Below are 11,833 nucleotides of genomic sequence, written 5' to 3' on the forward strand. Positions count from 1 at the left end.
GGATTCAGTCTGTCACGCCGTGACGTCCCGGTGGCCGCCGTTGAGCGTCGCGACCACCTGGTCGTAGTCGCCGCGCGCTTCGCCGAAGCGCAGGAACTTGACCCGCTCGACGAGGATCTCCTTCGCGTCGGGCTGCGACTCGATCAGCTGCATCACCTCGTCGACGAAGGCGTCGAGCGGCAGCGCGTTCGGGTCCTCGGACTGCCCCGACATCAGCTCGGTCGCCACGAGCGGCGGCACCAACTCGAGCACCTTGACGGTCGTGTCGGCGAGCTGAAGCCGGATCGACTCGGACAGCATGTGGATCGCCGCCTTCGTCGCGTTGTAGCTCGGCGTGAAGGCGAGCGGCGTGTGCGCGAGGCCGCTCGTGACCGTCATGATCGTGGCGTCCGGCCGCGTCTGGAGGTGCTCGACGAACGCACCGATGAGCCGGATCGGCCCGAGCAGGTTCGTCGTGATGGTCTGCTCTGCGCTGTCGAGGAAGCCGTCGGCCCGGTGCCAGTCCTCGGCGCGCATGATGCCCGCCATCGTGATCAGGACGTTGAGGTCGGGATGCTTCGCCACCACCTCTTCTGCTGCCGCGCTGATGCTCGCGGCATCCGCGGTGTCCAGCTGCACCGTGTCGAAGCCGTGCTTCTCGCCCAGCTCGGCGAGCAGGCCGGCGCGACGCCCGCCGATGATGATCGTGTTGCCTGCGTCCTTGAGGCGCGAGGCCAGCGCGAGGCCGATTCCGCTCGTCGCGCCCGGAATGAAGATGGTGTTCCCGCTGATGTTCATGAGTCCACGATGCAAGCATCCGCTCGCGATGAAAATGGACGCGGCGATCGTGGGACTCGCGGTCCCTGATTGCGGAGACCCTGGTTGCGTGCGCACGCGGATGTGATGATCGGATGCATGGACCGCACCGCCCTCGCCGAGTTCCTGCGCCGCCGGCGCTCCGAGCTGCAGCCGGCCGACGTCGGCCTCGCGGCGGGCGCGCGCCGCCGGGCGCCGGGGCTGCGGCGTGAAGAGGTCGCCGCGCTCACGGGCATGTCGGCGGATTACTACACCCGACTCGAGCAGGGCCGCGGCCCACAGCCGAGCGAGCAGATGCTCGCGGCGCTTGCGCGGGCGCTGCGCTTGTCGGACGACGAGCGCGACTACCTGTTCCGCGTGGCCGGGCATGCCGCACCCGATCGTTCGAGCGGGCTGCCGCACGTGGCGCCCGCGCTGCTGCGGGTGCTCGACAGGTTGGAGGACACGCCTGCGATGATCCTGTCGAACCTCGGCGAGACGCTGGTGGCGAACCGGCTCGCGACGGCGCTGTTCGGCGACGCATCCGCTCGCACCGGTTTCGCGCGCAGCGACGTGTGGCGCTGGTTCACGGAGCCAGAGACACGCCTGCTCTGTCCCGCCGACGACCGCGAGCGACAGAGTCGAGCGCTCGTCGCCAATCTGCGGGCGGCCTATGGGGTCGACGGCGAACGGTCGCGGGCCGGTGAGCTGGTGCGGGCCCTGTCGGCCGAGAGCGCGGAATTCGCGGAGCTGTGGCAGCGGCACGAGGTGGCGCGGCGCTTCGAAGACCACAAGGTGCTCGTGCACCCCGAGCTCGGCCCGATCGAGCTCGACTGCCAGGTGCTGTTCACCGAGGACCAGTCGCAGGCGCTGCTCGTGCTCACCGCCCCGCCTCGCACCGAAGCCGCCGAGAAGCTCGCACTGCTCGGGGTGGTCGGCACGCAGAGCTTCGCGTGAGCGCTTTTCCTCACCGCGTGACACTGTCGCGCTGAGAGGAGAACCGGCTCGATAGCCTTTCCGACGTGACCGGTACGACGCTTGCGGAGTTCTGGGCTCGTGCACGTGCCGAGGTGCCGATGTTGCCGGCCTCGCAGCCAGAGGCCTGGGCGTTCGGCGCAACCGCCCAGCAGGCCGATGAGCTGCTCGCGCTTGTGCTCGCCGGCGTGAAGACCGGCACGGCGTCGTCCGCCTGGGATTACGAGGCGGAAGGCGAGCCGCTTCCGGCCGTGGGCGATGCCAGCGTGATCCTTGACGGAAGCGAAGAGCCACGAGCCGTCATTCAGACGGTCGCCGTTTCAGTGGTGCAATTCCGCGAGGTGGATGCCGGCCACGCGTTCGCCGAAGGAGAGGGTGATCGCAGCCTGGCCCACTGGCGCCAGGTGCACGAGCGCTTCTGGCGCACGCACTCTCCGCGCGGCTTCGCACCGGACATGCCGGTGGTGTGCGAGCGGTTCGCCCTCATTTACAGCAGATAAGAAAGTCGTCGCCACCTGCTGCGGTCTCGCAAGCTGCGAGGGCGCAGAAAGTGGCGACGACTTGGTGGCTGGGGCTCAGTCGTCCGTGACGGTGATCGTCACGTCGATGTTGCCGCGGGTGGCGTTCGAGTACGGGCACACCTGGTGTGCGGCATCCGCCAGCGCCTGCGCCTGGTCATGCGGCAGAGTCGGAATCGCGACCTCGAGCTCGACCGCGAGCTGGAACCCGCCCTGGCCGTTCGGGCCGATGTGCACGCGGGCGCCGACGGTCTCGTCTTCCAGCTTCAGCTTCTGCGACCGGGCGACGCCGAGCAGCGCCGAGTGGAAGCACGCGGCGTAGCCGGCGGCGAACAGCTCTTCCGGGTTGGCGCCGTTGCCCGAGCCGCCCATCGCCTGCGGGATCGCCATGTCGAGGTCGACGCGGCCGTCGATCGTGGTGACGTGCCCGTTGCGGCCTTCGCCGGTTGAGAGCGCTTCAGCGGTGTAGAGGATGTCCATCAGTCGGTTTCCTTCTCCTTGTGGGTGGTCATTCGCGCGCTCAGCGTCTTCGCGAGCGCGAGCAGCTGCACGTATTCCTCATGGCTCAAACCGGTGCGGTCGCCGAAGCAGCGGGGAACGTCGTCGAGCTCTGCGTAGAGGTCGCGCCCGGCATCCGTCAGCCCGAGCTGGACCACGCGCTCATCGTGGGCAGCGCGCGTGCGGGCGACGAGGCCGCGCGACTCGAGGCGCTTGAGCAGGGGTGACAGCGTGCCGGAGTCGAGCCCGAGCAGCTCGCCGAGGCCACCGACTGTGAGCTTGTCGTCGTTGCTCAGCGCGATGAGCGCGAGGTACTGCGTGTAGCTGAGCTTCCACGGGGCGAGCAGCTCGCGATAGAGCTGCCCGAACCGACGCTCGACCGAGTACACGGCGAAGCAGAGCATTGGGTCGAGTGCCTCGGCGGCTGAGGTCGGCGCTGCAGGTGCCATGCCACGATCGTTGCACGCAATTAGATTGCGCACAATTTAATTCAGGTGATCGTCAGGATGCCTTCGCCGCACGGCTGGCTGCGATGAACATCCAGACCGTCGTGACCACGAACACCGCGATGGTGAGCCAATACACGACCGGCGCGAAGACGCCCACGAGCGCCGACAGCAGTGCGACGACGAATCCGATCCAACTCGGCCGCGCGGCGGCAGCATGGCCGCGCGCCCAGGCCTCGTCACTCGCGAAGAGAGACGGGATGCGGATTCCGATGATCGGGTTCCGTTTGATCACTCCCCTTCCGGCGAGCGTCGCGGCCACCGCGAGCAGCAGAAGCAGCGCCGCGAAGACCCACGCGATGATGAGGGCGCCGCTCAGGGCATCCGAATTATTCACAATCTCAACCTGGCACGACTTGTCGCCGTCGGCGCGCAACGCCTACAGATACGGCGCGAAGAAGGTGCGCAGCTCCTGCGCATAGAGCTCGGGCACCTCGAACGGTGCGAAGTGGCCGCCGGCCGGGGGCTCCGAGAAGTACGCGAGATTGGTCGAGCGCTCGAGCCACTCGCGCGGTGGCCGCACCATGTCCGCCGGGAAGATCGAGAAGCCCGACGGCACCTCGACACGGCGCGCCAGCTGGTCCGCAGGCACCAGGGAGTTCGCGTTGTACATGCGCATCGACGAGCCGATGGTGCGGGTGAACCAGTAGATCGAGAGGTTCGTCAGGATCTCGTCCTGCGTGTAGGACTCGAGGCCGCGCTCGCTCCACGAGCGCAGCTTCTCGACGATCCAGGCGGCGAGCCCCACGGGCGAGTCGAGCAGCCCGGCCGCCGCGGTGTCGGGCTTCGTACGGTGCATCGCCGCATAGGCGCCCTCGGCGAACGCCCACTCCTGGCTGCGCCGCAGCCAGGCCTGCTCCTCAGGCGTGAGCTGCGAGGCATCCGTGCCCGGCACCGGTTGCGCACCCATGCTGTGCATCGCCACGACGCGCTCGGGGAAATCGAGCGCGAGGAAACGCACGACACCCGACCCGATGTCGCCGCCGGCGACGAAGAAGCGCTCATAGCCGAGGCGGCTCATGAGCTGCGCCCACAGCGCGGCGACGGCGCGCGAGTCGAGCGGCGGCCCGACCGGCTTGTCCGAGTAGCCGTAGCCCGGCATGTCGGGAATGACGAGGTCGAACTCCCCCGCCAGCAGCGGAATCACCTTGAGGTAGCGCCAGAACGAGTCCGGCCAGCCGTGCGCGAGCAGCAGCGCCGGCGCCGGGGCCGCGCCCTCTTCCCGGTTCACGACCGAGTGAACGACATGGATGCCTGTGCCGCCGACCTCGACGAAGGAGCGCGGCAGGCGATTCAGCTCGTCCTCGCGCGCGGGCCAGTCGAAGCCCTCTGCCCAGTACTGGGCGAGGTCGCGCAGGTACTCGGTGTCTGCGCCGAGATTCCAGCCGGGGCTCTCGAACGGCTCCGGCCACCGCGTCGCCCGCAGCCGCGAGCGCAGATCGTCGATGAGGGCCGGATCCGTTCGCGGCGCAAAGTCCATAAGGCCAACGTACCGAGGCCGAGTCCCCTGTGCCCCATAGAGTTACGGCATGATCGCGGCCCGACGCGTGCGTGAGCACAGTGCGCTCTTCGCCGCGCTGCTGTGCGTGTGCGCACTGCTCGCCGGGCTCGGCGTCGGGCTCGTCGGCCACCTCGACTCGGCAGCGCTCGACGGCGTCCGCGCCGGCATCGCCCAGCTGTCGGGAACGCAGGCCGAGCTGCGCTTCGACGCGCCGAAGTCCGACGACACCGCCGCCCAGCTGCGTCGCGCGAACGCGATCATCGCGCGGGAGCTGCGCCGTGGCGGCGCGCCCGTTCCCGTCACGGTCACGCACCGCGACGCGGACGACGGCGACGACATCATCTGGACGGTGCGAGCGGATGCTTCGCGCATCACCCCCGCCGACCTGCCCGTGCTCGCGCGCGCCGGCTCGGCGATCCACACCGCCATGCTCGACGACGGCACGGTGGGTGCGCAGGGCGTCGAGAAGTCCGGCTCGCTCGACAGCCAGGCGAGGGCGCTCGCCGCGCGGGTGGCGCCGCTCGCAAGCATCCAGCCCGTCCCGTTGCTCCTTGTCACGGTGATCGGGCTCGTCACGCTGGCCGAACTCGCGCGACTGCTCGACGGCGTCCGCCTGCGCGAGACGGCCCTGCTGCGCTCGCGCGGAGCCTCGGCCGTGCGCGTCGCCCGAACCACCGCGCTCGAGGCGCTGATCGTCGCGGGGGTCGGAGCACTGCTCGGCGCCGGCATCGCGACCGGGGTGCTGCTGGCCTTGGGCGAGCATCCGCTCGACTGGTCGCCGCTCATCGCGATCGTGCTCGCGGTTGTCGTCGCCGCGACAGTGCTCGTCGCGGGTGTCGCCTTCAACTCGGCTCGGCTCGCGTTCCGGCGGGACACCGTCGACGACTCTGGGCGCGCGCGACGGCTCGCGGCGCCGGGGCTGCTGGTGCTGCTCGTGGCCGCGGCGGCGCTGTCGCTGTGGCGGTACCTGCAGTTCGGCTCGCCGCTCTCGCCCACCAGCACCGGCGCCGCCGTCGACCCGATCGCCGTGCTCGCGCCGGCACTGTGCCTCGCCGCGCTGGCCGTGCTCTGCCTCGCCGTCTTCGCCCCGATCGCCCGGCTCGTCGAGCGTCTCGCCGCCCGCGGCGAGGGTGCGAAGCTCTCGCTCGTCGCGGGTCAGCTCGCTCGGCGGCCGCGCATGACCGCGTCTCCCATCGTGCTGATCGCGCTCGCGGGCGGAGGTCTGGTGGTTGCCGCCGCGTACACCCCGACCTGGCAGCTCGCCGCGGGCCGAACGGCCGCGCTGCACGCCGGCGCCGACCTCGTCGTTACGGGAGCAGGGCCAGGGGATGCCGCGGCCATCGCAAAGCTGCCCGGGGTGCGCGCCGCGGCTCCCACCGTGACGTTCTCGTGGCAGACCGACGATGGCGCCGACGTGAACCTCTCGGCGCTCGGCGCCTCTGGCCTCGGCCACGCGATCTCCCCCGCCGACGGGGCGGTCGACCCCGCTGCCCTGGCCCGCGCCGTCAGCGGCCGCCTGCTCGGAGCGTCGATCGCCGCCGGCGCGACCGCTCTCGACGTCACCGCGACCTCGAGCGGGCCGATGCCCACCCTCGCGGCTTACCTCGTGGACGCCGACGGCATCGCCACCCGCGTGCCCCTGGCTGCGACGACCGGGACCGCCCCGGGGCACCTGCACGCTGACCTTCCCACGGGCGCCGCCCGACGGCTGGTCGCCCTCGACATCGACGTGCCGCAGCAGCAGCCGGTCACCGGCGCCTTCGACCCGCAGAACCCGAACACCTGGGTGTTCACGCCAGAGGCGGTGTCCTTCCAGGTGACCGCCGTCACCGCCTCGGGCGGTGACGGCGACGCGCAGCCCGTCGACCTCGGCGCGGCATGGAAGCCGGCCGGTGGTGAATCCCCTGGCGACCCCACCCCGAACGGCACGCTCGGCTTCACCGGCACGGCGAGCCCCGGCGGCTATCGACTGCGCTACGTTCCGGCAGGCAGCCAGGCGGTGCAGGTCGCGCTGTCGCAGCCCTTCGCGGCCACGACACATGCGCGCCGCGGTAGCGAGCTCACCTTGGATCTGAGCGGCAGCGTGGGCGGCTCGCTCACCACGACGGTGGCGCAGCTCGCGCCGGCGCTGCCCGGGTCGAGCGGAGCCAACGCGGTCGTCGCCGACCTCGCCGCCGTTCAGACCCAGCGCATCACGAGCGGCGGCGATCCGCTGCCCGTCGACCGTGTCTGGGTGCGCTCGACGTCCCCGCGGGCGAGCGCCGCGGCCATCGAGCAGGCGCTGCCGGGCGCTCGCGTGACAGGCCCGGCCATCGCCGCCGGCTCAGGGGTTCTGGCAGCCGTGCCTGTGGCCCTGTGGCTCGGCATGGCCGGCGGCGTCGTGCTGGCGCTCATCGCCCTCGCCGCCGTCGCGGGCGAGCTGCTGCGCCTGCGTGCCGACGAGGTCGGCGTGCTGCGGGCGCTCGGCTACGCACCACGCACACTCGCACGGCTGCGCCAGTGGGAACTGGTCGCCGTCTGCGTCGGCGCCGCGGTCGGCGCCGCCCTCAGCGGCGTGATCGTCAGCGCGCTGACGGTTCCCGGCCTCGCGCGCATCGCGATCGACGCGCCGTTCGACGCACTTCCTCAGCCGTTGCGACTCGACCCGATCGGCCTCGGCGTCGCCGTCCTCGCGCTGGCCGTCGCGGTGTGGGCCATCGTCGCCGTCTACGGCGCGCAGGTGGCGCAGCAGGCGCGCACGGCGGTCCCACGGGAGGGGGCGCGATGAGCCGCGACCGCACCGGCACCGTCGGCCTGCTCGTGCGCACCATCGCGCCCGAACGCACGCTCACCGCGCTGATCGCGCTGCTCACGCTCATCGTGGCGCTGTGCTGCGGCCTGATCCCCCGGGCGTTCAGCGGGTTGCAGGCATCCGATCTGCACTACTCGGTCACCGGCCTCGCGGACACGCGCCGCGATGTCAGCGGCGCGGTCGTCCCGTTCCTGATTGGACCGGGGCCCGGCACGCCACCCGCCGCAGGCAGCGCGGAAGCCGCCTTCGGGCGCGTCGACTCTGCGCTCGAGGGCGCCCGGGAGCAGGCATCCGCCCCGCTGCGCGCCGTGCTCGGCGACCCGCACGTCGTCGCCCGCACGGAGCGCAAGAGCGCGCAGCCGCCCGCCTCCGTCGACGCGAAGGGCGATTACTTCGTGGCGCTCGCCGCCGACCCGCGCTACGAACAGCAGATCACCCTCACCTCGGGAGCGCAGCCTCACCAGTGGAAGGCGCCTGAAGGAAGCACCGCAACAGCGCCGCCGATCGACATGGTGATCTCGGCGCAGACTGCCACAAGGATGAACCTCGCAGTCGGCGACGTGCTCGCGACGACGGTGAGCGACCTCGCAGTGCGGGTGCGCGTGAGCGGGATCTTCACACCGGTGGCGCCGCACTCGGACTACTGGCAGCACACGCCGAGCATCGTCGAGCCCGAGCTCGAGGACGACCACAACCACCCGCCGCAGTACACGGCGACCGGCTACGTCAACCCACTCACGCTGCTCGCGTTCCAAGATCTCGGCGCGTTCAACGGCACGTTCTGGTTCCCCATCGCCGCCTCGGCGATCACCAACTCGAACGCGCACGGCGTCGAGGCCGGCATCCGGGGGCTCGAGGCACGGCAGATCGCGATGCCGGCAGCGACCCCGGGCCAGACCGTGCGCGTGCCGGTGAACACCGACCTCGGCACGACCATCGCACAGAGCGTCGGCCGCATCGCGGCAACGCTCGCGGTGATCGCCGTGCTCGTCAGCGGGCCCGCAGGTGTGGTGGTCGCCGTCTTCGCCCTCGGGGTGCGCGCAGTGGTCAGCCGACGTGCGCCCGTGCTCGCGCTCGTCTCCGCCCGCGGTGCCTCGCGTGCGCAGCTGCGCGCCGCCGCTGCTCTGGAGGGGCTCGCGGCCGGCCTGCCCGCCGCGGCGCTCGGCGCCCTCGTCGCGGCGCTGATACTGCCGGGGGCGGATGCCTGGGCCTGGGTCGCCCCGTTGCTGGCCGGCCTCGTTCCGGCCGTCCTGTTCGCCGCGCTCGGCGCCGCTCCCGACGGCGGCCTGCGCGGCACCCGGCGCGACCTGTCTGCCCGCACTCGCGGCGGAGTGCGCTGGATCGTGGAAGCCTGCGTCGTCGGCGCCGCCGCCGTCGCGACGTACCTGCTCGTGCGGCGGGGGCCGGTCGCCGGCAGCGGCTTCGACGCACTGCTCTCGCTCACACCGCTGCTGCTCGCGCTCGCGGTCAGCGTCGTGGTGCTGCGAGTGCTGCCACTCGCACTGCGGGGCGCTCTTGCCGTCGCCCGCCGATCTCGCGGAGCGGTCGGGTTCATCGGCGCCGCGCGCGCGATGCGCGACCCCGCCCTCGGCGTCGCGGCCGCCCTTGCGGTCGTCGTCGGGGTCTCGGTGGCGGTGCTGTCCTCCGGGGTGCTCGCCACGATCCAGTCGGGCGCGCACGCGCAGGCCGTCGCCTCCGTCGGCGCCGACGTGCGCGCCGATGGAGCGCTGTTCGACGCCAAAGCCGTCGCGGCCGTCCGCGCCGCACCGGGCGTCGCCCATGTCGCCGGTGTCATGTCCGCTCACAACGTCGAGCTCGGCCTCAACGGCAGGACCACCACGGTGCAGCCGATCATCGCCGACGCCCGCGAACTGCGCGCCGTGCGCGGCGACGTTCCCGCGGCGCTTGCCGCGAAGCGCGCCGGCCGCGTGCCGGTCGTCGTCTCGGCCGATCTGCTCGATGCGCACCCCCTGGGCGCCAAGCAGAAGCTCGGCGGCATCCCGGTCGTCATCGCCGGCTCGTTGCCCAGCGACGCGCAGCTCGGCGCCGACTCTCGTTGGGTGCTCGTCGACCGCTCGTTCACGAAGCAGCTCGGCGAGCCGGCGTTCGAGGCGACCCAGCTGATGGTCGCGCTGCGGCCCGGCGCATCCTCTGTTCCCGTGACGCGCGTGATCGCGCGCGCGGTGCCATACGCGGCGGTGACGGATGCCGCGGCCGGCCTGGCCCAGATCAACGCGGCCCCCTCGACCGCCGGTCTGCGTGTCACTCTGATCATCGCCGCGATCACGAGCGCCGTGCTCGCCGCGGTGGCGGTGTTCGCCGGCTCGGTCGCCGCGGCGGCCTCGCGGAACAGCGCGATCGCCATGCTGCGCACCATGGGCCTCACGGGTACCCAGTCGCTCGGCCTGGTCGTGTGGGAGATCGTACCGATCGTCATAGCGGCCGCCGCGGTCGGCCTCGGTCTCGGCCTCGTGCTGCCCCACCTGCTCGTCGCCACGACCGACTTCGCGCCGTTCACCGGCGGCGCCACCCGGCTCGCCGTGACCACTGACTGGCCGCGGCTCGCCGCCCTGCTCGCCGGCGTGCTCGCCGTCGCGGCGGCCGCCACCCTCGTCGCCGTGCTCGTCGCGCGGCGCACCGACCCGACCGGCGCTGTGAAGATGGGAGCCGAATGACCATGACAGCAACCAGCGCACAGCCCACGAGCGCGATCCACTGCCGCGAGCTGGTGCGCATCTTCTCTGCGGAGGGCGTCGAGGTGCAGGCGCTTCAGGGCCTCGACCTCGAGGTCGCGCGCGGCGAGTTGACCGCGCTCGTCGGCGCCTCCGGGTCGGGCAAATCGACACTGCTGTCGATCCTGTCCGGACTCGACGTGCCCACCGCAGGGCAGGCATCCGTCGCGGGCTTCGACCTGCTGGCCATGCGCGAGCGCGACCGCATCGGCTACCGCCGCAACGTCGTCGGCTTCGTCTGGCAGCAGACGGGGCGCAACCTGATCCCCTATCTCACTGCGGCCGAGAACATCTCGCTCACGCTCGCGGTGGCCGGCCACCCCAGGGCGCACCGCGCCGCCCGCGCCGGGGAGCTGATCGACTTGCTTGGCATCGGCGACCTCGGCGACCGCGTGCCCCGGCAGCTCTCGGGCGGCCAGCAGCAGCGTGTGGCGATCGCCGTCGCGCTCGCGAACTCGCCGGAGGTGCTGCTCGCCGACGAACCGACGGGCGAACTCGACGAGGCGAACTCGGCGCTCGTGCTCGAGGCGATGCGCGATGTCAACGAGCGCCTCGGGGTGACGGTGCTGATCGTCACGCACGATCCCGGCGTCTCCGACCACGTGCGGCGCACCGTGCAGATCCGCGACGGCCGCACCTCGACCGAGACGCTGCGGCGCACCGAAGTCAGCGACGACGGAGCCGAGCGGCACATCGCCGAGGAATTCGCGGTGCTCGACCGCGTCGGCCGTCTGCAGCTGCCGCCCGACTACGTGCAGGCACTCGAGCTGCGGCGCCGCGTGAAGCTCTCGCTCGAGACCGACCACGTGCAGGTGCGGAAGGGAGACACGGAATGAGCGACGCCATCATCTCGGCGAGCGGGCTGTCGCGCGTCTTCGGCAGCGGCGACACCCGCGTCGAGGCCGTCGCCGACGTCTCGCTGGAGCTCCACCCGGGCGAGCTGGTGCTGCTGCGCGGCCCGTCTGGAAGCGGTAAGACGACGCTGCTCAACCTTCTCGGCGGCCTCGACCGGCCGACCACCGGCACGGTGTCGCTCGGCGGCGTCGAGCTGACGACGGCGTCGGAGGACGAGCTCGCCGGCATCCGTCGCCGCGACATCGGCTTCGTGTTCCAGTCGTTCGCCCTGTTGCCCGTGCTGTCGGCGGCCGAGAACATCGAGGTGCCCTTGCGCATCGTGCACACGCCGGTCGCCGAGCGCGCGGCGCGCGTCACCGAACTGCTCGCCGCCGTCGGCCTGGCCGATCACCCGAACCAGCGGCCGTATGAGCTCTCGGGCGGCCAGCAGCAGCGCGTCGGCATCGCCCGCGCCCTCGCGAACCGCCCGCGGGTGCTCATCGCCGACGAGCCCACCGGGCAGCTCGACTCGGGCACCGCCGCCCAGATGATGGCGCTCATCGCGCAGCTCGCGCACCAGCAGGGCGTCGCCGCCATTGTCTCGACGCACGATCCGCGCATGGCCGAGTACGCCGACCGCGTGCTGCAGCTGCACGACGGAAAGCTCGCGCACGCCAAACACGCCGCGGCGTAGCGTGGAGTCC

General features: G+C 71.8%; 11 protein-coding genes. 6 read left to right on the plus strand and 5 right to left on the minus strand.

Annotated elements, in window-relative coordinates:
* Positions 1–12 precede the first annotated feature (12 nt).
* Positions 13–777 (minus strand): SDR family oxidoreductase, encoded by a 765-nt coding sequence (locus ABD736_RS04500; protein WP_344790544.1) that lies wholly within the window; start codon positions 775–777, stop codon positions 13–15.
* A 117-nt stretch (positions 778–894) separates the two neighbouring features.
* Between ABD736_RS04500 and ABD736_RS04505 the strand changes: the two genes are divergently transcribed.
* Both ABD736_RS04505 and ABD736_RS04510 read left to right on the plus strand, forming a co-directional pair.
* Positions 895–1,731 (plus strand): helix-turn-helix transcriptional regulator, encoded by an 837-nt coding sequence (locus ABD736_RS04505; RefSeq protein ID WP_344790545.1) that lies wholly within the window; start codon positions 895–897, stop codon positions 1,729–1,731.
* A gap of 65 nt (positions 1,732–1,796) precedes the next feature.
* Positions 1,797–2,249, plus strand: coding sequence for an ASCH domain-containing protein (locus tag ABD736_RS04510; RefSeq protein WP_425554987.1), 453 nt, complete (start codon positions 1,797–1,799; stop codon positions 2,247–2,249).
* Positions 2,250–2,324: 75 nt separating this feature from the next.
* On the opposite strand, the gene ABD736_RS04515 is transcribed toward ABD736_RS04510, so the two are convergent.
* The 4 genes from ABD736_RS04515 to ABD736_RS04530 are packed head-to-tail and all read right to left on the minus strand — an operon-like array spanning position 2,325 to position 4,751.
* On the minus strand, positions 2,325–2,747 hold the full coding sequence (locus ABD736_RS04515) for an organic hydroperoxide resistance protein (protein WP_344790546.1): 423 nt from the start codon (positions 2,745–2,747) through the stop codon (positions 2,325–2,327).
* A complete protein-coding gene (locus tag ABD736_RS04520; RefSeq protein WP_344790547.1) occupies positions 2,747–3,214 on the minus strand; it encodes a MarR family winged helix-turn-helix transcriptional regulator in 468 nt (155 codons plus the stop codon). The genes ABD736_RS04515 and ABD736_RS04520 overlap by 1 nt, the downstream gene beginning before the upstream one ends.
* A 52-nt stretch (positions 3,215–3,266) precedes the next feature.
* Complete coding sequence (locus ABD736_RS04525; protein ID WP_344790548.1) at positions 3,267–3,608, minus strand: SdpI family protein; 342 nt, start codon at positions 3,606–3,608, stop codon at positions 3,267–3,269.
* A gap of 42 nt (positions 3,609–3,650) precedes the next feature.
* On the minus strand, positions 3,651–4,751 hold the full coding sequence (locus tag ABD736_RS04530) for an epoxide hydrolase family protein (protein ID WP_344790549.1): 1,101 nt from the start codon (positions 4,749–4,751) through the stop codon (positions 3,651–3,653).
* 49 nt (positions 4,752–4,800) lie between these two features.
* On the opposite strand from ABD736_RS04530, the gene ABD736_RS04535 reads away from it, so the two are divergent.
* The 4 genes from ABD736_RS04535 to ABD736_RS04550 are packed head-to-tail and all read left to right on the plus strand — an operon-like array spanning position 4,801 to position 11,823.
* Positions 4,801–7,539 (plus strand): FtsX-like permease family protein, encoded by a 2,739-nt coding sequence (locus ABD736_RS04535; protein ID WP_344790550.1) that lies wholly within the window; start codon positions 4,801–4,803, stop codon positions 7,537–7,539.
* Positions 7,536–10,238: an FtsX-like permease family protein gene (locus tag ABD736_RS04540; RefSeq protein WP_344790551.1), complete on the plus strand. Its 2,703-nt coding sequence runs from the start codon at positions 7,536–7,538 to the stop codon at positions 10,236–10,238. Before ABD736_RS04535 ends, ABD736_RS04540 begins: the two co-directional genes overlap by 4 nt.
* A 2-nt stretch (positions 10,239–10,240) precedes the next feature.
* Entirely contained in the window at positions 10,241–11,131 is an 891-nt protein-coding gene (locus tag ABD736_RS04545) for an ABC transporter ATP-binding protein (RefSeq protein ID WP_344790552.1), read from the plus strand.
* Positions 11,128–11,823 (plus strand): ABC transporter ATP-binding protein, encoded by a 696-nt coding sequence (locus ABD736_RS04550; protein WP_344790553.1) that lies wholly within the window; start codon positions 11,128–11,130, stop codon positions 11,821–11,823. Before ABD736_RS04545 ends, ABD736_RS04550 begins: the two co-directional genes overlap by 4 nt.
* Positions 11,824–11,833 lie beyond the last annotated feature (10 nt).

The sequence above is a fragment of the Gryllotalpicola daejeonensis genome, from assembly GCF_039538145.1.
GTDB lineage: Bacteria > Actinomycetota > Actinomycetes > Actinomycetales > Microbacteriaceae > Gryllotalpicola > Gryllotalpicola daejeonensis.